This is a genomic window from Pantoea sp. paga (assembly GCF_007558755.1).
In the GTDB taxonomy this organism is placed as follows: Bacteria; Pseudomonadota; Gammaproteobacteria; order Enterobacterales; family Enterobacteriaceae; genus Pantoea; species Pantoea agglomerans.
In genome coordinates, this window is sequence record NZ_VLTF01000008.1 from 95562 (window position 1) to 122057 (window position 26496).

The following is a 26496-nucleotide window of genomic DNA, read 5'->3' on the forward strand; positions in this document are numbered from 1 at the left end:
TATCCGCTGTGCATCACAGGGCGGAGAGCAGAAAGATGAGTGAATGTGGCTCGACTGGCGGTTCAGCTGCCATCTTCTCTGGTTCAGACGTCGGGTTCCTGCCGGGTCTGAAGAGCCGGCTCCCGTTCAATCGGCTGTTCGCCCCGATCGGTCAGCCAGGCAACCAGCGCCGTGTTGTCCATCGGGCGGGCATAATAATAGCCCTGGATATAGACCACACCGCGCCGTTGCAGATAGCTGAACTGTAAGGCGGTCTCAACGCCTTCTCCCAGCACTTCAAGCTCAAGCTCATGGCTGAGCTGGATAATCGCGTCCAGCACCGGCGTTCTGCCTTCAAGGGATTCAATCGCGTTGATAAAGCCGCGATCGATTTTCAGATAATCTATCGTGAAGGTCTGTAAATAGCTCAGCGAACAGTGACCGGTACCAAAATCATCAATCGCGACCTTCATGCCGCAACCACGTAACTGCTCCAGCTTGCGTGCCACCTCCGCGCCATCTTTGATCAGGCTGCGTTCGGTCAGCTCCAGGGTTATCAGGAACTGCTTATCTTTGATCCGTTCGGCAAACTGCAGCATATCGTCGACAAAGTCAGGATGCTGCAGATGATCCGCCGCCACGTTAATGGCCAGGTGGAAATGGGGCTCAACCTGCCACGCCTGCACATCCTCTGCAATTAATTCGAGCAGATGGCGGGTCAGCGGCACAATCATGCCTTCCGCTTCTGCTGCGCCGATAAAAATATCTGGCCGCACGCCTTTACCGTCGGGCGTTGTCCAGCGCAGCAGAGCTTCAGCGCCGCTGCAGCGTTGCAGCCGGTTGTCATAGACCGGCTGATAGTGCGCCCTGAACTGGCCGCTGGTGATGGCCCGGCGAATCTCATCGCGCCATGAAATACGCCGTTTCAGCCAGTTCGCCATCAGCATCATCAGCAGAATAGAGAAGATAGCGGCCATCGGCATGATGATAAACATCACCTGACGCCAGGCCGAGATCAGTTCAGAGGGTGAGGCAATGAGGGTGACAGAGAGCGGATAGCGGTGGGAGAGAGCCTGATAAATCATGGGTTCAAACCAGCTGGACGCGGCGATGTGCGGATCGCCAAACGAGATCGGCGCGCCGCCGCTGAACGTCATGCTGAAATGATAGAGATGGCTGCTGCTGATCGCGCGCATAAAATCGATCAGATACTGGCCATCGATCACTGCCCAGAATCCCTCGCCATCGGGCAGATCGCGCATAAAAATCACTGCCGGCCGATCCGGTACGCCCGTTGTTCCGGCAATTGACAGACTCCACCAGGCTTTTCCGGTAACCGGCGCGTCGCGCATGATCATATCTTTCAGCAGGCCTGGGCGTGAACCATACACCGACGAACAGGCGATGTGATCCTGCTCCATTTTACCAATCGCGCGGAAATAGGGGTTTAGCGAGCCAATGCGCTGCAGCTGGTTTTCAATCTGGCTGCAGGGCTGATGATGAAACTGGCGCAGCACAGTAATCATATCCCAGGCGCTGTCGCTCATTCTTTCAGCCTGAGATAGCAGCGTATTCGCCGCGGTTACCTGCTGCTGATGCACGGTGTGGCGCGCATCCAGGGCGGTGAAAAAAATGCCAATAATCAGAGGCAGCACGCCGGAAATAATAATCACCAGCCTGGCGTAGTCGCGTTTTCGTTTCAGTAGCGGCACCGCTGAATCCTCTGAGTATTATTGGTGTTATGCGGAGGTGCTGATCAGTGGCGCAGCATAGCATCTCTCCGGGCGGTGCAGATTAGCGTTTTTGCGATCAGGAGAACTGACTAAGGTCAATTATCGACCAGACATTGCATTTTTTGACAGGTTGTTTGGTTTTCATTGCTATGCAGCAAAACAATCAGGTGAAAACGGGTGGCAGGCAGGGCAGAAGGCCGATCCGCCGCAGCGGCCAGGAGAGACCCTGGCCCGTCACAGGGCGGGCGCAGGGCAGGACGTTTTACTTAATCGGCAAAATAGATCTGTTTCAGTGCTACTTCAACGCCGCGCAGTTCGGCAAGGCCTTTCAGGCGGCCAATGGCGGAATAACCGGGATTGGTGCGCTTATGCAGATCGTCCAGCATCTGATGGCCGTGATCGGGACGCATGGGAATCGCCCGCAGGTTGCCCGCCCGACGGCGGCGCTGCTCTTCTGCCAGAATAACCTTGATCACGCCGACCATATCGACGTCGCCCGCCAGATGCGCCGCTTCATGGAAGCTGGCCGGGTTTGCCTCGCGTTTCGTGGCGCGCAGATGGATAAAGTTAATGCGGTCGGCATAGGTTTCCGCCATCTCAACCAGCGCGTTGTCGGCACGCACGCCATAGGAGCCGGTACAGAAACAGAAACCGTTGTGCAGACTATCCACGGTTTCTTTCAGCCACTGCATATCTTCCTGCGTAGAAATAATGCGCGGCAGACCCAGAATAGGACGTGGTGGGTCATCCGGATGCACCGCCAGTTTAATGCCCGTTTCCTCCGCAACCGGCACGATGGCGCGCAGGAAGGTCGCCATATGCTCGCGCAGTTTCGCTTTGTCGATGCCGTCATACTGCGACAGCTGCGCCTGAAACTGCTCCAGGGTGTAACCCTCTTCGGCGCCTGGCAGACCGGCGATAATATTGCGCACCAGGGTGCTTTTCTCTTCTGCGCTCATGGCGGCAAAGCGCTGAGCGGCGGCCTGCTGCTCGGCAGCGCTGTAATCCTGTTCCGCTGCCGGACGCTGCAACAGATAAAGCTCGAAGGCCGCAAAAGCGTCGGCGTCGAAGCGCAGCGCTTTTGCGCCATCCGGCAGCGTCCAGGCTAGGTCGGTTCGCGTCCAGTCCAGCACCGGCATGAAGTTGTAGCAGACGGTATCAATGCCGCAGGCAGCCAGATTGCGTATCGACTGCTGATAATTGGCGATATAGCGAAGGTAGTCACCACGCTGGGTTTTAATCGCCTCATGGACCGGGATGCTCTCTACCACCGACCAGACCAGACCTTTTTCCGCCAGCAGTGCCTGACGCGCTTTAATCTCCTCAACCGGCCATACCTCGCCGTTAGGGATATGGTGCAGCGCCGTCACAATGCCGGTCGCGCCCGCCTGACGCGCATCATCCAGTGAGACCGGGTCGTTGGGGCCGTACCATCGCCATGTATGTTCCATTCTTACTCCTCAACTGTGATGTGGCCTAGTGGTCAGGCCGCTGGACCAAGAGTATGATAGTGGACAAAACAGGGCCGTGATCCGGATCGCAGCATGACAAACTGCATCGGTGAAGAGATCGCTTTTAAGTGCAATCAGAGGAGAGGGTGATGACGCTGCCAGTAATAAAAACCGAGCGCCTGTACCGTCAGATCGCCAACGTCATCATGGCCGGTATCACGCGCGGTGACTTTGTGGCAGGTGGGTTGCTGCCACCGGAGCGCGAGCTGGCAAAACAGCTGGGTGTCAGTCGTTCATCAGTGCGTGAAGCATTGATTGCGCTGGAGATGACCGGCTGGGTCGATATCCGCACTGGCAACGGTGTTTACGTCGCCCATCCGCTGCCGCAGGCTGCGGTTCCGCAGGAGAGTGAAACCTGCAGTCTGCAGGATCTGTTGCAGGCGCGTGAAGCTTTTGAGGGGATGCTGGCGGGATTTGCCGCACGTAACGGCACCACTATTCAGCGGGCGGCACTGCTGGCGCTGACCGCTGAACTGCAGCAGTACAATGAAAACGACGCGGCCTTTCTGGAGCAGGACAAGCGCTTCCATCTGCTGATCAGTGAGATGAGCGGCAATGATGTGTTACGCGACCTGCTGGAGCAGTTATGGAACCGGCGCCACAGCCCGCATGTGCAGCGACTGGAGCGCCATTATGCAGATAACAGCTTCGCGCAGGAGATGAACGCTGACCATCAGCAGATCGCCAATGCGATTGTGGCGGGCGATGAAGTGGCTGCACGTCAGGCGATGGAGAGCCATCTGCAGCATGTGCAGCAGCGGCTACTTGGTTAATGCCCGCGCCCGCTTAGGTCGTCCGGTGCCCAGCATAATCGCCAGACGGCTGCCGCCTGGCGTGGTCTCCATCAGAATTTTAGTAATGCTGGTGAGCGGCACCGAGAGCAGCATGCCGACCGGACCGAGCAGCCAGCCCCAGAATACCAGCGACAGAAACACCACCAGTGTCGATAAGCCAAGACCGCGCCCCATCAGGCGCGGCTCCAGCATATTGCCAAACACCATATGAATCGCGGTAAACAGCGCCGCCACCATCGCGGCATCAAACAGGCTGTTCAGTAACAACGCCTGCAGGAAGGGCGGGATACCGGCGATAATCGGGCCGATATTGGGAATAAAGTTGAGGATAAACGCTACGACACCCCATAACAGCGCAAACTTCACATCCAGCAGATAGAGACTCAGCCAGACCGCGATGCCGGTTATCAGACTCACCAGGGTTTTCAACGCCAGATAGTGCGTGACGCCTTTCAGCGCTTTATGCAATCCGGCGATGCGAATTTTCGGATTCACCAGCGCGTTGCGCATTTTATAGGGCAGGTGATGGACCTCAAACAGCATAAACACCACGGTCAGCACCAGCAGCACGGTATTGGTCATCGCGCCGGAAAAGCCGCTCAGCGCCACGGTAGCCAGGTTCATCATGGTATTAGGATCGAAACGCTGTACCAGCGCATCGGTTGAAATATTAAGATGAAAGCCCGCCGCCAGATGTTGCAGCACCGTCATTTTCTGCTCCATGGTGGCGCGCAGTTGCGGATAGAGATCGGAAAACTCGCTCATGGAGCTGGCAATAATGGCACCCAGTAGCACGAGAGCGCAGAAAATCACCGTGATCACCAGCCCAATCGCCAGCCCACGGCGGAAGCCACGACGCATCAGCATCGTCACCAGCGGATTCAGCACAATGGCAAAGAACGCCGCCAGCAGCAGCGGAACCAGAATATCGGACGCTGCCCGAACCCCGGCGAGGATAATGACCAGCATCGCCAGTTTTATCAGAATATTTTGTCCGATCTTTTCCCGTTGCAGCTCGCTCATTCTCTCTCTCATAACGTAATTTGGCTGTTGAAAGTGTAGCTGAAACAAAATTAACAATCTGATTTATCAGAGAAACGGTAAAGCGCGGCGGCAGGTGGATGATGTCATCAACGCCATAGCACTCAGCTATCGCGTCAGAGCCGCAAGTCCCCATTGTTCCGGTGTTTACCCGGCTTTCTGCTGCACGTCCGGGCAGGGGCAGCCATCCGATAACCGTGTCATTAAGATGCGCCAGTGGTGAAAGCGGGTATAGTTAAAGGATAAACCTTATCATTCAGCCAAATACGAGCGCGAGGACTCATGCCTGAACAGCCTTCAGCGGAACCGAACACCCCATCCGGAAACCTGCACATCTCTCTGCTGATCCTCTCTATCGTGGCCTACAACTTTGCCAGCTATCTCACTATCGGTCTGCCGCTGGCGGTATTGCCAGGATGGGTGCATGACCAGCTGGGCTTCAGCGCATTCTGGGCGGGCCTGGTGATCAGCCTGCAATATGTGGCGACGCTGCTGAGCCGCCCACACGCCGGACGCTATGCCGATCTCTGGGGGCCAAAGAAAGTGGTGGTGACCGGCCTGGTGGGCTGTCTGATCAGCGGGCTGTGTATTCTGCTGGCGGCGCTCATCGAATCACCGCTGTTAAGCCTGACGCTGCTCTGCGTGGGCCGCTTGATTCTGGGCGTGGGCCAGAGTTTTACCGGCACCGGCACCTCGTTGTGGGGTGTGTCGCGGGTGGGTTCGCTGCACATTGGCCGGGTCATCTCCTGGAACGGTATCGTCACTTATGGCGCGATGGCGATTGGCGCACCGCTCGGCGTGGTGATATTCCGGGCGGGTGGCCTGCTGTGGCTGTCGCTGGTCATTGTTGCTATCTGCGTGGTGGGCATCGTCTGCGCGGTGCCGCGTCCGGCCGTAAAAGCCAGCCGGGCCAGACCCCTGCCGTTTCGTGCGGTGCTGGGGAAAATCGCCGGTTTTGGTGCGATTCTGGCGATGGGTTCGGCGGGTTTTGGTGTCATCGCCACCTTTATTACCCTGTTCTATCAGGATAAAGGCTGGGAAGGGGCCGCCTTTGCGCTCTCCCTGTTCAGCGGCGCTTTTGTCGGAGCGCGTTTGCTGTTCCCGAATGCGATTAACCGCCACGGCGGTCTGCGGGTCGCCAGCATCTGTCTGGCGGTTGAAGCCGCCGGACTGTTTCTGGTCGCCGCAGCGGGTGATCCCTGGATGGCAAAAGCGGGCGCATTTCTGACCGGTGCCGGGTTCTCGCTGGTATTCCCGGCGCTGGGCGTGGTGGCGGTAAAAGTGGTGCCGCAGCAGAATCAGGGCAGCGCGCTGGCGACCTACACCGCCTTTATGGATCTGTCGCTGGGGATAACCGGGCCACTTGCCGGATTCATCATGACTTATGCGGGGGTCTCACGCGTCTACCTGCTCACGGCGCTGCTGGTCTGCGTCGCTTTTTTCTGCACGCTGCGCATGCAGCGGCGTCAGGCGGTGTTGCCGGCAGCAGACGATTCTTCAGGATAAAAAAATGGCCCAGCAGCGGGCCAGAACGTCTTTTCAGACACAGATAAACCGATTAATGGTGCGCGCAAAGCGCAGAACAGGATTCAGGCCTGCAGCAGTTCAATACTGTTGCGAATCTGGCGTTCAATCTCCGCAGGGGGCCAGTTGCTGAGCTGACTGGAGAAGGGCTCAAAGGCATAAACGCCCTTATAGCCGAGCATCTCCAGCCGCTTCACCTGTACCACGCTCTTCAGTACATCGTTATCACTCAGCATGATGCGTTCTTCATCGGTCAGTTCGGCGATCGGGCGACGATCTTCCACGCCCGAAAGGTGCACCAGACCGATCTGGTTAACATCAATGCCTGCTGGAAACTCCAGTTCAGCCTGCTCATAAAGATGATGATGAAAGGTATCCAGCAACAACTTAAAGGGCACGTCCGCCGCGGCGATCAATTGCTGCGCGTGTACCACCGAACGCAGCGAGCTGACCGGAAAACCCAGCGGCTCCACCAGCCCCTGAATGCCATAGTGGGCAAAGCGCGGAGCCAGCTGCTGCATCGCCGCCTGAGTCTGCTGAGGCGACACGGCAATCCCCTCATTCAGCGGACACATGACCAGCGCCTTTGCACCAATCTGTTGTGCTGTCTGTAACAGTGCTTCGGCCCGGGCCAGTAGCGCGTCATCAATGCGGTTAAACGGATAGAGCGCATTAATGGTGATGATATCAATATGATACCTGTCGGTCAGAGCGCGCAGCTGATCGGTGCTGAGATCGTCAGTGACGCTGCCGCCCGGCATGTCATTACGCAGTTCAACCTTGCTCAGCCCCAGGCGCTGAACCAGCTGAAAAAATGCCTCCAGCGAGAGCCGGGGCGCAATTTTGCGGTTAATACAGAAACGGGTTGGATCGATGGCCATGCGCTGACTCCGGGACAGGAGGATGATGCGACCAAAGAGAACATTTATTTCATTAATAGTGAATAATGAAACACAAATTATTAGATCAGCCTCGCATTAATTTCATATTCCGTTTCAGCCGGATGCATAAAGGCTGGATCGACTTCGCAGTAAAACGCCCAAACCACTCCCAGGCTATTACCCTGCTACGCTAAGGCTGGCCGCTATTAGTGGCCTCCCGTCATCGTAATGCCGCGAGAGACTGAGTGGCGGGAAAAATGCGATCTGTGCCGCTAAAATCAAATTTTCCAAAAATAACCATTTGAAAAATTTGTTCCACTGTAATAGCTTCATAGCACGCTTTCAGGTTTGCCTGGTCAGGCAGTGTGGCAGGTCGCATGGTCCGTCTGCAGGGAACTTAACCATCTAAAGAGGCAACATCATGACAATCATAGGTAACTTTATTGGCGGTAAAACCACTTTCAGCGCCAGCAACGAAACCATTCCTGTTTACGATCCGGCAACCGGCAAAGTGGTACGTGAACTGACGCAAAGTACCGCTGATGAAGTGGCCCAGGCGATTGGTGTCGCGCATGACGCTTTTGCCGCCTGGTCGAAAACCTCGCCGCTGCGTCGCGCCCGCGTTCTGTTCAACTTTAAAGCCCTGATGGAGAAGCACCGTGACGAGCTGGCGGCGCTGATTGTCTCTGAGCACGGCAAAGTCTGGTCTGATGCGCTGGGTGAACTGACACGTGGCATCGAAGTGATTGAGTTTGCCTGCGGGATCCCCCATCTGCTCAAAGGCGAATATTCCCCGAACGTCGGCAGCGGCGTTGACAGCTACTCGCTGATGCAACCGGTCGGCGTCGTGGCGGGCATTACGCCGTTTAACTTCCCGGCGATGGTGCCGCTGTGGATGTTCCCGATAGCCCTGGCCTGCGGTAACACCTTTGTGCTGAAGCCACCGGCTCTGGATCCTTCCGCGGCAGTGCGTATGGCTGAACTGCTGACCGAAGCGGGCCTGCCCGATGGCGTATTCAACGTGGTGCACAGTTCTAATGAAGATGCTGAGCAGCTCTATAAAGATCCGCGTATTGCCGCGGTGAGCTTCGTCGGTTCTTCAGGCGTGGCTGAGCATATCTATAAAACCGCCAGCGCCCACGGCAAGCGGGTACAGGCGTTTGGCGCGGCGAAAAACCACGCTATCGTTATGCCGGATGCCGACCTGGATGCCACCGTCAACGCCATTATGGGCGGTGCGTTTGGCTCTGCTGGTGAACGCTGCATGGCGCTGCCGGTTGTGGTCGCCGTGGGCGATGATACCGCCGACAAGCTGATCGCCCGTCTGACTCCGCTGGTGAACGCGCTGCGTATCGGCCCTGGCATTAATCAGGGCGCTGATGAAAATGAGATGGGACCGGTCGTTTCGGCGGCGCACCAGAAGAAAGTGCTGGGCTACATCGACAAAGGCGAGCAGGAAGGCGCGAAGCTGGTGGTCGATGGTCGTAACGTGCAGGTTGCAGGTCACGCCGAAGGTTACTACGTCGGCGGCACGCTGTTTGATCATGTCACCTCTGAGATGGTGATCTGGCGCGAAGAGATTTTCGGGCCGGTGCTGAGCATCATGCGCGCACCGGACTACGACAGTGCACTGCAACTGGTTAACAGCCATGAATTCGGCAACGGCAGCGCGATTTTCACCAGCAACGGTCACACCGCACGTGAGTTTGTGCAGAACGTTGAAGCGGGTATGGTCGGTGTCAACGTGCCGGTTCCGGTGCCGATGGCGTTCCACAGCTTCGGCGGCTGGAAGCGTTCAGTGTTTGGCGCGCTCAATGTTCATGGGCCGGATGGCGTGCGTTTCTATACCCGCATGAAAACGGCCACCGTACGCTGGCCATCCGGTCAGCAGACCGTGTCTGAATTCAGTATGCCAACCTTAGGCTGATTCATTTCAACGCTGATCCCGGTGCGCGACCGGCAGGATAATCTGCCGGTCGCTTTGTTCGCTGGCATCACGCCCGCGAGCCCACCGCAGCGTCAATCGTGACAGAGAGGAGTATCAGGATGTCTTTACTGTCGAAAGCACAAGCCCCTGACGCGCAGGGTCGTATTCAGCATGTGACGCCTGAGCGCGCCGGCTGGCGTTATGTGGGATTTGATGCCTATTTGCTGAAGAAAGGGGAAACCCTGCGCCTCAGTAGTGGTGATAAAGAGCTATGTCTGGTGCTGGTGGCCGGGCTGGCCTCGGTAAAAACCCGCCATGCTGAGTTTCCCGGTATCGGTCAGCGCATGTCGCCTTTTGAGCGCGTACCGCCTTATTCCGTTTATGTGCCGCATGATGATGAAGTTGAGGTTTACGCTGACAGCGATCTTGAGCTGGCGGTCTGTAATGCGCCCGGTCAGGGGAATCTGCCTGCGCGCCTGATTGCACCAGCCGATGTCGGCGTTGAGCATCGCGGAAAAGGGCGCAACCAGCGCCTGGTTCACAATATCCTGCCTGACAATGAACCGGCTGATAGCCTGCTGGTGGTGGAAGTCTATACCAACGAGGGCGATACCAGCTCTTATCCCAGCCACAAGCACGACCAGGAGGAGAGTGAAAACGAAACCTACCTGGAAGAGACCTACTATCACCGTTTCGATCCGGAACCTGGCTTTGCCATGCAGCGCGTTTACACCGACGACCGTTTCCTGGATGTCTGTATGGCACCTTATAATCGCGACGTGGTGATGGTACCGCGCGGCTATCATCCGGTAGCGACGCTGGCGGGATACAATAACTACTATCTGAACGTGATGGCGGGGCCGGTGCGGCTGTGGAAATTTACCTGGGAAAAAGACCACGCCTGGGTGAACAGCGACAGCTATCCGCGGAAAGCGTAAGTCTTCGCTGAAAAATAAACAGTAATCACGGTTTATAACCCGCGTTCGTATCAGTAAAAAGGGCAGCCTGTCGCGCTGCCCTTTTTTGTGTGTGGAACTCAGCTGGTCTTTGCGTTGTTCAGTGCCAGCGAAACCGCCAGCGTCTGTGCCAGGCAGAGTGAGGCGACCTGCGAACGGAAGCCATCGACCTGCGCTTCACGTACCACAAAGCAGACATCGCTGAAGGCGGCCAGCGGACTGACCTGACTGTCGGTAATGGCAATCTGATGCGCACCGCGTTTGGCACCCATTTCAACCACCTCGACCGCTTCACGTGCATAAGGCGAGTAGCTGATCGCAATCACCACATCTTTCGGGTTTACCAGGCTGAGCTGCTCGGTAAACATCCCGCCCAGGCCATCAATCAGGAAAGCGCGGCGCTCCAGATGACGCAGCGCGTAGACCAGGTAGGAGGCGACGCTGAAAGAGCGGCGCAGTCCGATGACATAGATATTCTCAGCTTCATTCAGCAGCTTCACCGCTTTGTTCAGCTGCTCAGGATTAACCTGCATCGCCAGCTGCTGCAGCGCCTGGCTGTTAACCATGGTAAAGACGTTGAGGATTTCCGCCGGACTTTCAGGCGCACTGGCGCTGTCATCCGTTGAGGTCTGGCGAAACAGGCGAGCGCGCTCGGTATAGTTGACCGTCTCTTCCATCAGGTGCTGACGAAAAACCTGTTTCATTTCGTTGAAGCCGCTGAAGCCAAAAGCATTCGCAAAGCGGATCAGCGTGGACGGTGGCACATCGGCCTGCTGAGCAATCGAGGCGACGGTATCGAAAGCAATACTGTTACTGTTATCAAGGATGTAGCGCGCAACCTGTTTAAGACGCTTGCTCAGCGTTTCGTAGCGGCGACGAATATCGTCCTGCAAGAGAGAAAGTTGGGTGGGATTATTGTTCATCACTTCTGCCCGTATAATTAGAATAATGGCTGCATAATGAGCGCTATATTACCAGATGGATGGAAAATTTCATTTCTTTGCGTCAACGATGCAGTTTATTTCATGGCTTTATGAAATGGTTCACAGATTAGCCTCAGCACCCGAGGCGCGCCTCTGCACAGGTCATAACAGGATGAAAACCGGCGTGGAAAGTAAGTGAGGGGAAGAGGGATGCGAGTAAAAACGCCATCCCGGGTGTGATGGCGTGAGATTGTTGAAAAGTGTGTCCCTTCCAGCTGTAAGACTGTGCAGGCTCAGGTAACACGGTCAGATCGGAAAGTCGCTAAAGCCATCCCTGGCCGCTCGGCCCGCGCCGTCCCTGGCGCGGGACGCTTTCCTCCTCTGACCGTGTTACCTGCGCATTGAGCTTATTCGTTGCGGCAACGTTCACCCTGCTTTGAATGAGTCAGCAGTCTGAGGCTATCCTGGTTGAGACAGCCTCTGGCAGAGCAGCAAATCAGGCGCGGGCAGCGCGCCAGTACTCAATCAGTCGCAGATAGTTGCCTTTAACCGTCTCAATCAACGCCTGATCGTCCAGCTCCCCCTGTAACCACTGGCGGGAAGGCTGACCAAAGATAGTGCGGCCTACCGCAAAACCTTTCACCCAGGGCGCTTTGGCCGCCGCGGCGAAGCCCGCTTTAAGCTTCTCTTCGGGCGCATCCAGACCGAGTAACAGAATGCCGCGACAGTGGGGATCCTGCTGCTCAATCAGACCGCTAATCGCCTGCCAGCTTTCCGCCGACAGCGGTGGCAGTTTCCACCAGTCAGGCTGGATGCCCAGACTGTAGAAATGGCTCAACATATCAAAGTAATACGCTTCGCTCTTATCCGGGTTGTTGTCGGGCAGAATCACTTCCAGCAGCAGCTCATGACCGCTTTTGTTACAGCCGTTCCAGACGTCGAGCACCAGATCATCCTGCTCTTTACGCAGTTCAGCGCTGTCATGCGGATGATAGAAGACCAGACATTTCACCACGTGTTCGGCAGGCCAGTCGATCAGCTGCGAGCCGATGTTGCCATGCTCCAGGCGCAGCGGACGCGAGCTCGGCAGCTCAATCGGGCGGCCAATCCACCAGTTCTTACCGGTGATGGCGTTCAGCGCCTTCTGACCGTAGGTTGTATCCGCCAGAATCCCGCTTTTATTCTCTAATCCTGCCTCTCTGGCAGCCTGCTGAGCAGCTTCCAGCAGCAGCAGTTTCAGTTCCGGAATGCGGCTCTCATCAACGCCCGCTTCCTGCGCCATATCCGCCAGCTGTTTGCGGTGGTCAAAGGCGAAGACATTCAGCTCCGGCCACTGCTGCTTGCGGGTAGTCACGCGGTGCAGATGGTTCAGACGGCTGTCGAGATCGGGACGTTTGACCTCTTTGTCACGACTCAGGAAATCATCCAGTTCCGCTTTGGTTGGCATGGCGGGCGCACAACCGTGGCGTGATACCACCAGCGCTCCGCAGGCGTTGGCGTAACGGCAAGCCTGAGTCCAGCCCTCATCATTCAGCCAGCCGCGCAGCAGGCCAGACATAAAGGCATCGCCCGCGCCCAGCACGTTGAGAACCTCGACGCGAACGCCCGTGTGCAGCTCTGTCTGTTCCCAGCTATCCGGGATCTCACCTTCAAACACCACGCAACCCAGCGGACCACGTTTGCAGACCAGCGTCGCCTGACTCGCCTGACGCACGTTTTTCAGCGCGGTCAGGGTGTCGGTACTGCCACCGGCAATATGAAACTCCTCTTCGGTGCCGACGATCAAATCGAAATAGTGCACCACTTCCTGTAACTGCTGCGTGACCTGTGACGACTCAATGAAACGCGTTTCACCGTCACCCAGAGAGGTCAGTCCCCACAACACCGGGCGGTAATCGATATCCAGCGCCGTGCGCAGGCCGTTGCGGCGGGCGATATCCAGCGCTTTCAGCACCGCTTCGCGGGTCTGAGGATGGGACAAGTGCGTGCCGGTAACCGCCACGGCGCGCGCAGAGGTAATAAAGGCTTCGTCGATATCGTCCGGAACCAGACCCATATCGGCGCAGTTATCGCGGTAGAAAATCAGCGGAAAAGTCTCTTCATCTTTAATGCCGAGGATCACCAGTCCGGTCAGACGCTGCGGATCGGTGATTAGCGCATCGGTGTTACAGCCTACGCGCTGCAACTCTTCACGCAGAAAGCGACCATTATGCTCATCTCCCACCCGCGCCAGCATCGCCGATTTCAGCCCCTGAATCGCGGTGCCATAGGCGACGTTGCCCGACGAGCCGCCCAGATATTTAGCAAAGGAGGTGACATCTTCCAGTCGCGCCCCGATTTGCTGGCCATAAAAATCAACGGCGATGCGCCCGATACAAATCACATCAAGCGGTTTCTGTTGTGTACTCATACCTGTGGTTTCCTTCTGTGATTAGCAGCGCTGGCGGGCGTAAAGACCGACACCAGTTTCGCTCTGCTTCCGGGTCTGTAGGTGTCTGACTGGCTATGAGGGGAGTATGAGGAATAAAAATTCCATATTCAATACGAAATGAAATATCCATCGCAATTTTGTGAACCAGGTAAAACTCCTGATTGCCGCCCGCCTGCGCGACCTCTGCCAGCGTGATGTGCGGTATGTCAGGGTTGTGAAGGGGATCGCAGGAATCCTCATGCCAGTCAGGCAAGCTGCTGCATTGAAATGAATTTTTTCAACAGGCACCACTCTCTGTTAAACGTTCCAGATTTCCCCACTGTAATCGCCCGCCAGACCTGTTGCCGTCATTAAATTTGATCTCACTCGCAAAATGAAATGTTTCTTCTGTAATCGTGTTTTATGAAAAATATATTTGTTTATAATCGCCTCACGTTTCAGTTATTCAGGTCGCCTTTTCCGCCGATGACAACGCCTGGCGTGCTGTCGCGGAAGTCGGGGTCCACCAGCATGTAAGGAAGAATATGGGCACTATCAGACTGACCACGGCACAGGCGCTGGTTAAATTTCTTGATAATCAATTCATTGATGTCGATGGCGTTGAGACGAAGTTCGTAAAAGGCATCTTCGCCATTTTCGGACATGGCAACGTGCTGGGGCTGGGCCAGGCGCTGGAACAGGATAGCGGCGATCTGGTGGTTTATCAGGGCCGTAATGAGCAGGGCATGGCTCATGCTGCCACCGGCTTTGCGCGCCAGTCGCTGCGCCGCCAGATTATCGCCTGCAGTTCATCTGTGGGGCCTGGTGCGGCCAATATGATCACCGCCGCGGCGACCGCGACCGCCAACCGCATTCCTCTGCTGCTGCTGCCAGGCGATGTCTTCGCCACCCGCCAGCCCGATCCGGTGCTGCAACAGATTGAGCAGAGCTACGATCTCAGCATCAGCACCAACGATGCCTTCCGCGCCGTCAGCAAATACTGGGATCGCGTCAGCCGCCCGGAACAGCTGATGTCCGCCTGTATCAACGCCATGCGCGTACTGACCGATCCGGCAGAAACCGGCGCGGTCACGCTGTCGCTGCCGCAGGATGTGCAGGGCGAAGCCTGGGATTACCCGGACTACTTCTTCCAGAAACGGGTGCACCGTCTGGATCGCCGCCTGCCGGTGGCGGCGCAGCTGGCAGATGCCCTGACGCTAATTAACCGTAAGCGCAAGCCGATGATTATCTGCGGCGGCGGAGTGAAATACTCCGAAGCGGGCGAGGCGCTGCGCCAGTTTGCCGAGCGCTATCAGATTCCCTTTGCGGAGACGCAGGCGGGCAAAGGCACGCTGGTCTCTGACCATCCGCTGAATGTCGGCGGCGTGGGCGAAACCGGCTGTCTGGCGGCTAACCTGCTGGCGAAAGAGGCCGATTTAGTGATCGGCATCGGCACCCGCTATACCGACTTCACTACCGCTTCGAAATGGATTTTCCAGCATCCCGATGTCAGCTTCCTGAACATCAACGTCAGTAACTTCGACAGCTACAAGCTCGATGGCGTGCAGCTGCTGGCCGATGCCCGCGAAGGGCTCACCGCGCTCACCGCCGGGCTGGCCTCGCAGCACTACAGCAACGACTGGGGCAACCAGATTGAGCAGGCGCAGAGTCAGCTGCTGAAAGAGACGCAGCGTGTCTACCAGGTGGAATATCACGATGGCGACTTTGTGCCGGAGATTGCGGATCATCTCGACCGCGAAGCGGTGTTCGCCGAGTTTAACCGCCTGACCCAGTCGCTGCTGACACAAAGCAGCGTGCTCGGCACCCTGAATGAGCAACTGCCAAAAGACGCAGTGGTAGTGGCAGCGGCGGGCAGTCTGCCGGGCGACCTGCAGCGCGTCTGGCGCACCAAAGATTACAACGCCTATCACGTTGAATATGGCTACTCCTGCATGGGTTATGAAGTGAATGCCGCGCTGGGTGTGAAGCTGGCGCAGCCGCAGCGCGAGATCTATGCGCTGGTCGGTGATGGCTCCTTTATGATGCTGCACTCAGAGCTGGTCACCTCGATTCAGGAAGGGGCGAAGATCAACGTGGTACTGCTGGATAACATGACCAACGGCTGCATCAATAACCTGCAGATGGAACACGGCATGGACAGCTTTACCACCGAGTTCCGGTTCCGTAATGCGGAAGGCGGCAAGCTGGACGGCGGCTTTATCCCGGTCGATTTTGCCGCTATCGCCGCCGGTTATGGCTGCAAAACCTATCGTGTGACCACGCTGGAGCAGCTCAAGGCGGCGCTGGAAGATGCCCGCACGCAGACGGTTTCCACCCTTATCGACATCAAAGTGCTGCCAAAAACCATGATCCACAAATATTTCAGCTGGTGGCACGTCGGCGTGGCGCAGGCCTCGAAGACCGAACGTTCTCAGGCGGTGGCGGACAAGCTCAACAGCCATCTGGATCAGGCGCGAAAATATTAATTTCAGGGCCGTGCCGCGGCCCGTTTTGCTCTTCTCCGTACGAACCCTACACAGGTGTAATTATGACTTTGAAACTTGGCGTCATCGGTACAGGTGCAATTGGTCAGGAACATATTCGCCGCTGCAGCCATGTGCTGCAGGGTGCACAGGTGGTTGCCGTCTCTGACATTAATGTCGAAGGCGCGCGTGCCGCACTGCAACGCCTGAATATTGAGGCGGAGGTATTCGAAAATGGACACGACGTGATTCAGTCTCCGAATGTTGATGCGGTGCTGGTCACCTCATGGGATCCGACCCATGAAGAGTTCACCTTAGCGGCGATTGCCGCCGGTAAACCGGTGTTCTGTGAGAAGCCGCTGGCGATGAGCGCTGAGGGCTGCCGCCGGGTCGTGGATGCAGAGATTCAGGCGGGTAAACGCCTGGTGCAGGTCGGCTTTATGCGTCCCTACGATGCGGGCTATCGTGCACTGAAAAAAGTGATCACCGATGGCGATATCGGTGAGCCGCTGATGCTGCACTGCGCGCACCGCAACCCGACCGTGCCGGAGAACTACACCACGCCGATGGCGATCACCAACACCCTGATCCACGAGCTGGATGTGCTGCGCTGGCTGACAAACGATGACTATAAAACGGTGCAGGTGGTCTTCCCGCGCGTCACCTCGAAGTCACACAGTCAACTGAAAGATCCGCAGATCGTGCTGTTCGAAACCCAGAAAGGGGTTCGCATCGACGTCGAGATCTTCGTTAACTGCGCTTACGGCTATGACATCCAGTGTGAAGTGGTGGGTGAAGAGGGGATTGCCCGCCTGCCAGAGCCCTCTTCGGTGCAGCTGCGCAAAGAGGCCCGCCTGTCGAACACCATTCTGGTGGACTGGAAAGATCGCTTTATCGAGGCGTATGACGTTGAGCTGCAGGCGTTTATCAACGACATCAAAGCGGGCCAGTTGACCGGTCCTTCTGCCTGGGATGGCTTTGCCGCCTCAGTCGCCGCCGATGCCTGTATCAAAGCGCAGAACAGTGGTGCGATTGAGCCGGTAGAGATGCCGCCACGTCCTGCTTTCTATAACTGATTTAGCTGTCTATGCGGCATGGCCGCTCTCCGCCTGGGAATAAGATAATGAACAAAGAGAATGTAAAACTGGCGATCGCCCCGATCGGCTGGACCAACGATGACATGCCGGATCTCGGCAGTGAGAATACCTTCCAGCAAACCGTCAGTGAGATGGCGCTGGCTGGCTTTACCGGCAGCGAAGTAGGCAGCAAATATCCCCGCGATCCGGCGATCCTGAAACCGATGCTCGACATTCGCGGCATTGAAATCTGCAACGCCTGGTTCAGCACCTTTTTCGCCAACGGCGACAAACAGAAAACCATCGAACAGTTCATCGAGCATATGAACTTCCTGCATGCGATGGGCGCGCGGGTGATCGGCTGTTCTGAGCAGAGTAAAAGTATTCAGGGCACCGGGCTTGCGGTGTTTGAAGAAAAAGCCATTTTCAGCGATGAAGAGTGGCAGTTAACCGCGGAAGGCTACAACGAACTGGCCCGCATCGCGGCGGAAAAGGGGATGCGCGTGACGCTGCATCACCACATGGGCACCGGCATTCAGACTACTGAAGAGATTGACCGGTTTATGGAAATGACCGACGAGCAGGTCGGTTTGCTCTATGACACCGGGCACGTCTACTACTCCGAAGGCTCCCAGCAGAAGATGCTGGCGGTACTGGAGAAATATCTGCCGCGCATCTTCCACGTTCATCTTAAGGATGTGCGTGATGAGGTGGTCGCCGAGGTACGTGAGAACCATCTTTCGTTCCTGGAAGGAGTGAAAAAGGGCACCTTTACCGTACCGGGCGATGGCGTGATCGACTTCAGACCGGTGTTCAAAATCCTGGATGATTACGGCTATAAAGGCTGGATGGTGGTTGAGGCGGAGCAGGATCCGGCACTGGCCAATCCGTTTGAATATGCGGTGAAAGCGCGGAAATATATTCGCGAGAATGCAGGTTTATAAAAAGCCCTTCTGACCGAAGGCTGGCTTCCCCGTGCAGGGAAGCCAGCCGTCTGGTTTACTTCAGCGTAATGCTTTTCACGATGTTGTCAGCATCGCTCTGCGCCTGCTGCTGATTATCACCTGGCAGCGTAATCTGCAGCGTCACCAGTTTGCCATCCACTTTCGCCAGAACCACTGAAGACCATGATGTCTGGTTGTTGGCAGAAATCACCGTATCCAGCTGCTGCGCGGGCTGATCTTTCAGCGTCACAGATTTGTTCGACACCACCTGCAACTGCGGATCGCGGTTACGCTGCTGCTGTTCCATACGCTGCGACAGCACATCCAGACCATCATTGGTCGGGTCACCGGCAATCACAATAATGGCGCGGGCACCGGTTTCATCAGCATAAACGTGCATGTTAGTGGTCTGCGAACCCAGTTTACCGCTTTTATCGGACATGCCTGGTGGCAGCGAGAAGCTCAGTTTGCCATCCATCAGCGTGACGGTTTGCGTCGACTGACTGGCGCTGACGCCGTTGTCATTCGCCGCTTCATCTTTCTTCTGGTCACAGGCCGCTAAGCCGAGTACCAGTAAACCCATTCCTACATATTTCACCAGGTTGCGCATCAGAATCCCTTTTTAAGTTTCCAGTCAGGCATTAATACAACAGGAATCAGGTTGCAAACGCAACCTGATGATTGTCAGAAGATCTTAGCGGATAGTGGTGGAAACCGTATGGGCGCTTAGCCGAAATTTACCTGGCGGGCGGTCTGGCGTTCAGCCATACGCTTCAGCGCTGCGTTGAGCAGTACACCGTAGGCGGGCAGGAAGAAGACCATGCAAATCAGCACTTTGAAGCTGTAATCCACCAGGGCAATCTCAACCCAGTGCTGCGCCATAAACGCATCGGGGCTTTTATAGAAGGCGATAAAGAAGAAGGCCAGCGTATCGCTGACATTCCCCAGGAACATGGCGCAGCCCGGCGCAATCCACCACTGTGGCAGGCGACGCAGACGGTTGAACACGTGAACGTCGAGAATCTGACCCAGCGCGTAAGCCATAAAGCTGGCGCAGGCGATACGGGCAACAAACAGATTCATCACTTCCAGTGCCTGCCAGCCCTGCCATTCACCCTGATAGAACAACGCCGAGACACTGTAAGAGATAAACAGTGCCGGGATCATCACGGCCAGAATAATGCGTCGGGCCAGCGGTGCGCCAAAAATACGCACGGTGAGATCGGTCGCCAGGAAGATAAACGGGAAGCTGAATGCACCCCAGGTGGTGTGGAAGCCAAACACTGAAATGGGCAGCTGAACCAGATAGTTACTTGAAGTGATCACCAGCAGGTGAAATAGCGATAACCAGAAAAGCGCATGCATGCGCTGACGCGAAGAAAATGCGAGCATATTCAACCTTTTTAATGTTGGGGTGAGGGAACCCATTGCGGGACGCCGTTCGGGCAGCGCCTGGCAGTTTTATGAGCAAAAAGCGGCGGCATCTTACCGCGTTGTGCTTTTTATGCAATGGTTAATTTTAGCGCAATCGTTATCGCCTTGCTTCACCGCCAGCACGCGCTAGAATGAGCGCCCCTTACCTGAACCGAGTTGATTATGAGCGATGCTTTTTCCTCTGCCGACCATCAGCTGGATGCCCGTGGCCTGCGTTGCCCGGAGCCGGTGATGATGGTGCGCAAAACCGTACGCAGCTTGCAGGATGGCGAGACGTTGCTGATCATCGCCGATGATCCGGCCACCACGCGCGATATTCCCGGCTTCTGCCGCTTTATGGAACATGGCTTGCTGGCGCAGCAAACCGACACGCTGCCCTATCAGTTTCTGATCCGCAAAGGCATGGCGGGTTAACGACAGCCGTACAGGCCGCCGTTAACTTCACTCTTCTGATCAGAAGCCGCCTGCTCAGGCGCGGCGACGCAGTAACCTCAGCGCGTTGGCGGTGACCAGCGCGGTCGCACCCGAATCCGCCAGCACCGCCAGCCAGAGTCCGGTCAGACCCAGCAGGGTTGTAACCAGGAAAATCGCCTTCAGCCCCAGCGCAATACCGATATTCTGACGGATGATGCGCCGAGTCCGGCGTGCCAGCGCAATCATCGGAGCCAGATTGCTGAGCTGATTACGCGTCAGGGCAGCATCGGCCGCTTCCAGCGCCACATCGGTGCCGCTGCCCATCGCAATGCCCAGCGTTGCCGCTTTCATTGCTGGTGCGTCGTTAATGCCATCCCCGACCATCGCCAGCGGCTGTTGCTGACTCAGTTCACGGATCGCCGCGACTTTATCGGCGGGCAGCAGACTGGCGCGATAATCAATATCCAGCTGGCGGGCTATGGTCGCCGCAGCGCGCGGATTGTCGCCGGTCAGCATCAGGCTCTCAATACCCAGCTTTTTCAGCGCCTTTAACGCCTCGACGGCATCGTCGCGCAGCTGATCGCGCAGAGCCAGCGCACCCAGCGCTTCGCCATTGCGCATCAGCACCACCAGAGTTTCACCTTCAGCTTCCTGTTGCGCTATCTGCGCATTTTGCTGCGGCGTCAGACCGGGCGCATGGCCGGGCGTCAGCAGCTGAATCTGCTGGCCAGCGACTTTCGCGCTGATGCCGCGTCCCGCCTGCACCTGCTGATCCTGCGCGTCAGGAATCACCAGATCACGCGCCTGCGCGGCCGCCACGATAGCGCTGGCCAGCGGATGGGTGGCACCCTGTTCTGCAGCGGCGCTCAGCGCCAGCATCTCTGACTCGCTGGTCGTGCCAAACCGCAGGATCTGCGTCAGCTGTGGCTTGCCCAGCGTCAGGGTACCGGTTTTATCAAACGCCATTCTGCGCACCGAACTCAGCCGCTCCAGCGCCGCACCGCCTTTGATCAGTGCGCCCTGTCGCGCCGCCGCAGCCAGCCCGGAGGTAATGGCTGCAGGCGTGGAGATCACCAGTGCACAGGGGCAGCCAATCAACAGCAGTGTCAGCCCTTTGTAGATCCACGGCTGCCAGTCGCCTGCGCCGAGCAGGGGCGGTACCACCATCACCAGCACAGAGAGCAGCATGACCAGCGGCGTGTAAATACGGCTGAACTGGTCGATAAAGCGTTCGACCGGCGCACGATGCGTTTCCGCTTCTTCAATCAGTTGCAGGATACGGTCGATCGCGCTTTCACCCGGCTTCGACACTACTTCCAGCATCACCAGTCGATCAACGCTGGTGGCACCGGCGAGAATTTTTTCGCCGCTGGCCCGCGTTACCGGCAGTGATTCACCGGTCAGCGCGCTTTCATCGAAACTGGCAAGCGGACTGATTAAGCTGCCATCGACCGGCAAGCGACTGCCTGCCGCGACTTCAATCACATCGCCGGGTTGCAGCGCTGCGAGTGGTACCTCAGTACGTTTGCCCTGTTCTAGGCGAATCGCCGATTCAGGCCGCAACGCCATCAGGCTGGTAACGCCGCTGCGCGCCCTGGAAGCGGCATAGCTTTCCAGCTGTTCACCCAGTTGAAACAGCACCAGCACCATCGCGGCTTCAGCGTGTGCGCCAATAATCAGTGCGCCAGCTGACGCCAGCGTCATTAATGTCTCAATAGTAAAAGGCGATCCGCTGCGCAGACGCTGCCAGGCGCCGCGCGCCACCGGGATCAGGCCGACCAGCGTGGTCAGCACAAACAGCCGATCGCCCCAGGCGGGCGCGAACTGGCTGAGAATGCTACTGGCAAGCACCAGCAGCGCCAGCAAAATCAGCATCCGGTTATGCTGCCAGCCCGGCGTAGCGGGGGATGTGGCCGACGTGGCTGATGGGGTTGCGAGCTGGAAGCCAGCTTTTTTCACCGCCTGTTCAACGGCGTTTTGTACATCCTGGTCAGCGTTGACCACCAGTTTCTCGCTGCTGAACAACACACGGGCGTCGGTCACGCCACTTACCTGACGGACAGCGGTTTCAATGGTGCGGGCACACGACGGGCAATCCATCCCGCTGACCTGCCAGCTAAAGGGATAACTGTCGGCGCCTCGCCGGTCACTTTCCTCAGCGGCGTCGGCGTCGTTGCCAGGGCTGCAGTTACTGTCACAGCAACAGCCTGCCGTCTCCGCAGGTACAGGCGTCGCGGCGTGGATAGAAAGGGAGAGGGGGCGGGCCTGGCGAACCTGGCACAGCGGTTTTGCTGCGGCGTGACTGGCACGGGGTTTGCCGCAGCCACAGGCGTGATGTTGATGCATATGACCTCCAGAGTGTAAGAATAGTGGGATGAGCAACGCAGCCCATCCTTTATCCTACACTCTGGAGTGAACTCCAGAGTCAAGGCTATTTTCTCAGACGACCCACAATGAGCGCACGATCATAAAGTGACCGGCGAAGTAGCAGGCGGCGACAATCGCGCTGTCGGCGGAAAAGCGGCGACGATAGTGTGAGATAAACCAGACGGCGTTGGCCAGCAGCAGCAGACCGGCACCAACCATGATCGAGAAGCTGTAATCGGTCGGGCGGAAGAAGTACTGCTCGGTCGCTATCCAGGTCATCACCAGCGTCATGCCGATAAAGGTGCAGACAGGCCAGCGCAGATCTTCCAGTCGGCTCCAGATGACGCCAATTAGGGCGGCACCGATGATGAGCAGCGTCAGCGGAATCGGCCAGAAGAAGGTCATGGTCATGCTGGCGGCGAAGCAGAGGGTATAAAGCAGGTGCGACAGGAAGAAAGCCCCGATGGCATAGAGCATCTGCTGACGCGGCAGCAGCGTTAACGCATCACCGACCAGCGTCGCCACCAGACCGGCCAGAATCAGGTAGTCCGTAGTCTGCAGCACCGGTGCCTGCCAGGCCAGCCCGACAAGCAGCAGCAGCGTGACCGGCTTAAATAACCAGCGTTGCCATTGCGGGCCGCGATAGGTGGCGTCGACATAGAGCCAGCCGGAGAAAAGTACAGCGAGGAAAGACCAGAGCATTGTTTCTCCCTTTTTTGTTCAAAATGGTGAAAGATCCCAAAATATCCCTTCCAGTTTAGGTTAAGCCTCTGAGATGTGACAATCAGGCAACTCTGGTTGTATGCTTTGCCGCCTGATTAATCATCCTGCAGGCATGAGAGCGCTATGAGCAAACCGCCGCTAATCTTTATCATCGTTCTGGCGATTATCGCCGTGCTGGCGACCCGTCAGTTCATTAAGCAGCGCCGGGAAGTGGCGGTGAATGACGCTTCACCCGAGCGTTCTCTGCAGGCTGAGGTCAGAACCAAACGTGAATTTCCTTCACCCAATCGCCGTTCACGGCAGCGGGAAGTGATCGCCGGGGAAGAGATGCGCTACGAGGTGCTGTTTCACCCGCTGAACGGCGCCAGCGACATCAAAGTGCAGCTTAAAGAGGCGGAATATCATCAGCTGGACAAGGGCGCCAGAGGCGAGCTGAAGATGCAGGGCACGCGCTTTATCAGCTTCACACCCCGGCAGTAACCGGCGGGCATTGCGCCCGCCTGGGATTATTTCTTGCGTGGGAAGTTTTTCTTCTGCCAGGCGACCAGTTCGAACACCCCGAACAGAAACACTTTGGCCTGGGTGACGCGGTCAATCGGCGGCGCATCTTTGGTCTGCGTGGTGCGCAGTAACACCAGCTGCAGGCCATGCATCAGGATCATGAAAATCAGCGCAACGTTGATAAAATAAGTCAGCGGTTTCGGGTAGGGATGAATCAGGTTAGCCAGTAAAAATCCCCACACGCATAGCATCAACAGACGCCCCAAATTAAGTAACATCCTGCGTCTCCTGTTGACGTTGATACAAACGATAAGCCACTTGTCCGGCTATTTTCTCGCGATAAAGATCCCACTCTGGCGGCACCGGCGGTGCGCCATTTTCCACTTCACTTTCAACGTAAATCAGCGCCTGGTCGGCCAGCCAGTGATTCTGCTCCAGCAACTGTAATGTCTGTTCCAGCAATCCCTGACGAAACGGCGGATCGATAAACACTACATCGAACGGTTCACCTGGTTGTGCCAGCCAGTTTAACGCATTGGTCTGAATCACGGTGCCATTACTGGCGCGCAACGTCTGCAGATTTTTTGTCAGCTGCTGCGCCACCGGACGTTCCAGCTCCAGCAGCGTCGCCGATCCCGCGTAACGCGACAGGGCTTCCAGTCCTAATGCGCCGCTACCGGCAAAGCAGTCGAGGCAGCGCGCCTCTGGCAGCACCGGGGCCAGCCAGTTAAACAGCGTCTCACGTACCCGATCGGTGGTCGGGCGCAGTCCGGCGCTGTCCGGCACCGGTAATTTGCGTCCGCGCCACTGGCCACCAATGATGCGAATCTGCCCGGCACCGCCTGTACTGCGGGGGTTTTTATTCATCTTGCTCACAACTCGTCATAATTTGTTGCGTAGTTTAACGGGCGAATCGGTGAGAAGAAACGTTAAAAAAGGGTGCTGTGGTGAGCTGGCTGGAAAGTGTTAGACTACTGAGTTGCTGAAGTCATGCATTATTCTGCGGTTTACGCCGGTCTGGCGCTGACCAACTTTCATTGATTTACCCCTGGAAACCACGCGCGACCGGGACAAAGCCATCGAGGAGTGTCGTCACACAATGGCAAAAGAGAAAAAACGTGGCTTTTTTTCCTGGCTGGGATTTGGCAAAGAGGAAGAGAAACAACCTGTCGCGGAGGAGCAGACACAAGAGGTCGCAGAATCCGCACAGCAGCAGGCAGAACAGGAAGCCCCGGCATTAGGCCAGGCTGAAGCGCAAGCGGAAGAGACTGTCGTTATCACCGAAACGGTGGCCGGACAGCAGCGTGAGGCGGAAGTCACCGCGGCAGCGCCGCATGAGTCGGCACCCGCGGTGCTCGATGAGGCTGAGCCGATTGAGGCCGATCCTGAAGCGTTACTGGAGGTCTCCGCACCTGAACATGACGCGACGCCGGTTATTGACGCCGACGACGTGGTCACGCCGATCGCTGACGAGGCTCCGGCAGATGCGCCGTTAAGCGAAGAAGAGCTGACCGCGCTGGCACTGGGCGACGCCCCGATCGTTGAAACCCCTGACAGCGAAGCGGACGCGCCGTTAAGCGAAGAAGAGCTGACCGCGCTGGCACTGGGCGACGCCCCGATCGTTGAAACCCCGCACAGCGAAGCGGACGCGGCATTAAGCGAAGAAGAGCTGACCGCGCTGGCACTGGATGACGCCGGGATCGTTGAAACCCCGCACAGCGAAGCCGAAGCGCCGTTAAGCGATGAAGCGCTGACGCCGGACGAGGCTGCGATCGTTGAAACCCCGGACAGCGAAGCGGAAGCGCCGCTGACTGAAGAAGAGCTGACCGCACTGGCACTGGGCGAAGCTGAAGTCACCGACACGGAACCGGCAGAGACATTATCCGATACCGTCAGCGATCTCCCGCTGGCCGCCGCGCCACTCATCGTGCAGGAGCAGGAGCGTCCCAGCAAAGAGGGCTTCTTTGCCCGCCTGAAGCGCAGCCTGGTGAAAACCCGTCAGAACCTCGGTTCCGGTTTTGTCAGCCTGTTCCGTGGCAAAAAGATTGATGATGAGCTGTTTGACGAGCTGGAAGAGCAGCTGCTGATTGCGGATGTGGGTGTGGATACCACTCGCCGCATCATCACGCATCTGACCCAGCAGGCAAACCGCAAGCAACTGCGTGACGCGGAAGCGCTCTACGGTCTGCTGAAAGCGGAGATGGCCTCGATTCTGGCAAAAGTGGATGCGCCACTTGAAGTCTCAGGCAAAACGCCGTTTGTCATCCTGATGGTTGGTGTCAATGGCGTAGGTAAAACCACCACCATCGGTAAACTGGCGCGCCAGTATCAGGCCGAAGGCAAATCCGTGATGTTAGCGGCTGGTGATACCTTCCGCGCCGCGGCTGTTGAGCAGTTGCAGGTGTGGGGTCAGCGCAACAACATTCCGGTGATTGCTCAGCACACCGGTGCAGATTCCGCTTCGGTGATCTTCGATGCTATTCAGGCGGCTAAATCGCGTGGCGTTGACGTGCTGATTGCCGATACCGCGGGTCGTCTGCAGAACAAATCGCACCTGATGGAAGAGCTGAAAAAAATCACCCGCGTGATGAAAAAACTGGATGATTCAGCGCCACACGAAGTGATGCTGACGCTGGATGCCAGCACCGGACAGAATGCGGTCAGCCAGGCACGACTGTTTAATGAAGCCGTTGGCGTGACCGGGATTGCGCTCACCAAGCTGGATGGCACCGCCAAAGGCGGCGTGATCTTCTCGGTGGCCGATCAGTTCGGTATTCCGATTCGCTACATCGGCGTCGGTGAAGGCATTGAAGATTTACGGCCGTTTAAGGCGGAAGATTTTATTGAGGCACTGTTTGCCCGAGAGGACTAATTA

Annotated in this window: 22 protein-coding genes; 10 read left to right on the plus strand and 12 right to left on the minus strand. The window is 57.0% G+C overall.

All coding sequences use genetic code 11. The features are described from left to right. Positions 1-83: 83 nt before the first annotated feature. Positions 84-1691: an EAL domain-containing protein gene (locus tag FOV68_RS18760; RefSeq protein WP_143991342.1), complete on the minus strand. Its 1608-nt coding sequence runs from the start codon at positions 1689-1691 to the stop codon at positions 84-86. A gap of 287 nt (positions 1692-1978) precedes the next feature. Continuing rightward, a complete protein-coding gene (gene uxuA / locus FOV68_RS18765; RefSeq protein ID WP_143991343.1) occupies positions 1979-3163 on the minus strand; it encodes a mannonate dehydratase in 1185 nt (394 codons plus the stop codon). A gap of 149 nt (positions 3164-3312) precedes the next feature. Here uxuA and FOV68_RS18770 point away from each other — a divergent pair, with 149 nt between their 5' ends. Continuing rightward, the gene (locus tag FOV68_RS18770; protein ID WP_143991344.1) at positions 3313-3996 is read left to right on the plus strand and encodes a FadR/GntR family transcriptional regulator; all 684 of its coding nucleotides are present in this window, start codon (positions 3313-3315) and stop codon (positions 3994-3996) included. Here FOV68_RS18770 and FOV68_RS18775 read toward each other — a convergent pair. Then, positions 3985-5040: an AI-2E family transporter gene (locus FOV68_RS18775; RefSeq protein ID WP_010253354.1), complete on the minus strand. Its 1056-nt coding sequence runs from the start codon at positions 5038-5040 to the stop codon at positions 3985-3987. The two genes, FOV68_RS18770 and FOV68_RS18775, sit on opposite strands and share 12 nt — an antisense overlap. Before the next feature lie 300 nt (positions 5041-5340). On the opposite strand from FOV68_RS18775, the gene FOV68_RS18780 reads away from it, so the two are divergent. Next, entirely contained in the window at positions 5341-6564 is a 1224-nt protein-coding gene (locus FOV68_RS18780) for an MFS transporter (protein ID WP_143991345.1), read from the plus strand. Positions 6565-6647: 83 nt separating this feature from the next. On the opposite strand, the gene FOV68_RS18785 is transcribed toward FOV68_RS18780, so the two are convergent. Then, entirely contained in the window at positions 6648-7463 is an 816-nt protein-coding gene (locus tag FOV68_RS18785) for a TIM barrel protein (protein ID WP_143991346.1), read from the minus strand. A 421-nt stretch (positions 7464-7884) separates the two neighbouring features. On the opposite strand from FOV68_RS18785, the gene FOV68_RS18790 reads away from it, so the two are divergent. Together FOV68_RS18790 and iolB are read left to right on the plus strand one after the other, a co-directional pair. Beyond that, complete coding sequence (locus tag FOV68_RS18790) at positions 7885-9390, plus strand: CoA-acylating methylmalonate-semialdehyde dehydrogenase (protein ID WP_010671520.1); 1506 nt, start codon at positions 7885-7887, stop codon at positions 9388-9390. 119 nt (positions 9391-9509) lie between these two features. Then, a complete protein-coding gene (gene iolB / locus FOV68_RS18795) occupies positions 9510-10328 on the plus strand; it encodes a 5-deoxy-glucuronate isomerase (protein WP_143991347.1) in 819 nt (272 codons plus the stop codon). 98 nt (positions 10329-10426) lie between these two features. Here the strand turns inward: iolB and FOV68_RS18800 are convergent, their stop codons facing one another. Together FOV68_RS18800 and iolC are read right to left on the minus strand one after the other, a co-directional pair. Further along, positions 10427-11269, minus strand: coding sequence for a MurR/RpiR family transcriptional regulator (locus FOV68_RS18800; protein ID WP_010253340.1), 843 nt, complete (start codon positions 11267-11269; stop codon positions 10427-10429). 496 nt (positions 11270-11765) lie between these two features. Further along, a complete protein-coding gene (gene iolC, locus FOV68_RS18805) occupies positions 11766-13679 on the minus strand; it encodes a 5-dehydro-2-deoxygluconokinase (protein ID WP_143991348.1) in 1914 nt (637 codons plus the stop codon). A 545-nt stretch (positions 13680-14224) separates the two neighbouring features. Here iolC and iolD point away from each other — a divergent pair. From iolD to iolE, 3 genes are all read left to right on the plus strand, one after another. Continuing rightward, on the plus strand, positions 14225-16165 hold the full coding sequence (iolD, locus tag FOV68_RS18810; RefSeq protein WP_143991349.1) for a 3D-(3,5/4)-trihydroxycyclohexane-1,2-dione acylhydrolase (decyclizing): 1941 nt from the start codon (positions 14225-14227) through the stop codon (positions 16163-16165). A 62-nt stretch (positions 16166-16227) separates the two neighbouring features. Continuing rightward, entirely contained in the window at positions 16228-17238 is a 1011-nt protein-coding gene (locus tag FOV68_RS18815) for a Gfo/Idh/MocA family protein (RefSeq protein WP_033780961.1), read from the plus strand. Between the two features lie 47 nt (positions 17239-17285). Further along, complete coding sequence (iolE, locus tag FOV68_RS18820) at positions 17286-18182, plus strand: myo-inosose-2 dehydratase (protein ID WP_010253335.1); 897 nt, start codon at positions 17286-17288, stop codon at positions 18180-18182. Positions 18183-18237: 55 nt separating this feature from the next. Here iolE and FOV68_RS18825 read toward each other — a convergent pair whose 3' ends face one another. Next, complete coding sequence (locus FOV68_RS18825; protein ID WP_143991350.1) at positions 18238-18792, minus strand: DcrB family lipoprotein; 555 nt, start codon at positions 18790-18792, stop codon at positions 18238-18240. 116 nt (positions 18793-18908) lie between these two features. After that, the gene (locus FOV68_RS18830; RefSeq protein WP_143991351.1) at positions 18909-19574 is read right to left on the minus strand and encodes a 7-cyano-7-deazaguanine/7-aminomethyl-7-deazaguanine transporter; all 666 of its coding nucleotides are present in this window, start codon (positions 19572-19574) and stop codon (positions 18909-18911) included. A gap of 204 nt (positions 19575-19778) precedes the next feature. Between FOV68_RS18830 and tusA the strand changes: the two genes are divergently transcribed. Further along, on the plus strand, positions 19779-20030 hold the full coding sequence (gene tusA, locus FOV68_RS18835) for a sulfurtransferase TusA (protein ID WP_010253330.1): 252 nt from the start codon (positions 19779-19781) through the stop codon (positions 20028-20030). 54 nt (positions 20031-20084) lie between these two features. Here the strand turns inward: tusA and FOV68_RS18840 are convergent, their stop codons facing one another. Together FOV68_RS18840 and FOV68_RS18845 are read right to left on the minus strand one after the other, a co-directional pair. Next, positions 20085-22376, minus strand: a complete 2292-nt coding sequence (locus FOV68_RS18840; RefSeq protein WP_137244604.1) for a zinc/cadmium/mercury/lead-transporting ATPase — start codon at positions 22374-22376, stop codon at positions 20085-20087. A gap of 93 nt (positions 22377-22469) precedes the next feature. Further along, a complete protein-coding gene (locus tag FOV68_RS18845) occupies positions 22470-23099 on the minus strand; it encodes a lysoplasmalogenase (RefSeq protein ID WP_031594234.1) in 630 nt (209 codons plus the stop codon). Between the two features lie 144 nt (positions 23100-23243). Here FOV68_RS18845 and FOV68_RS18850 point away from each other — a divergent pair, with 144 nt between their 5' ends. Continuing rightward, positions 23244-23600, plus strand: a complete 357-nt coding sequence (locus FOV68_RS18850) for a DUF2500 domain-containing protein (RefSeq protein WP_039387974.1) — start codon at positions 23244-23246, stop codon at positions 23598-23600. A gap of 26 nt (positions 23601-23626) precedes the next feature. Here the strand turns inward: FOV68_RS18850 and FOV68_RS18855 are convergent, their stop codons facing one another. Both FOV68_RS18855 and rsmD read right to left on the minus strand, forming a co-directional pair. Continuing rightward, the gene (locus tag FOV68_RS18855) at positions 23627-23899 is read right to left on the minus strand and encodes a DUF1145 family protein (RefSeq protein ID WP_031594235.1); all 273 of its coding nucleotides are present in this window, start codon (positions 23897-23899) and stop codon (positions 23627-23629) included. Beyond that, the gene (gene rsmD, locus FOV68_RS18860; protein ID WP_010671526.1) at positions 23889-24488 is read right to left on the minus strand and encodes a 16S rRNA (guanine(966)-N(2))-methyltransferase; all 600 of its coding nucleotides are present in this window, start codon (positions 24486-24488) and stop codon (positions 23889-23891) included. The genes FOV68_RS18855 and rsmD overlap by 11 nt, the downstream gene beginning before the upstream one ends. Before the next feature lie 232 nt (positions 24489-24720). Here rsmD and ftsY point away from each other — a divergent pair, with 232 nt between their 5' ends. Further along, entirely contained in the window at positions 24721-26493 is a 1773-nt protein-coding gene (ftsY, locus tag FOV68_RS18865; protein WP_143991352.1) for a signal recognition particle-docking protein FtsY, read from the plus strand. The last annotated feature ends 3 nt before the right edge of the window (positions 26494-26496 follow it).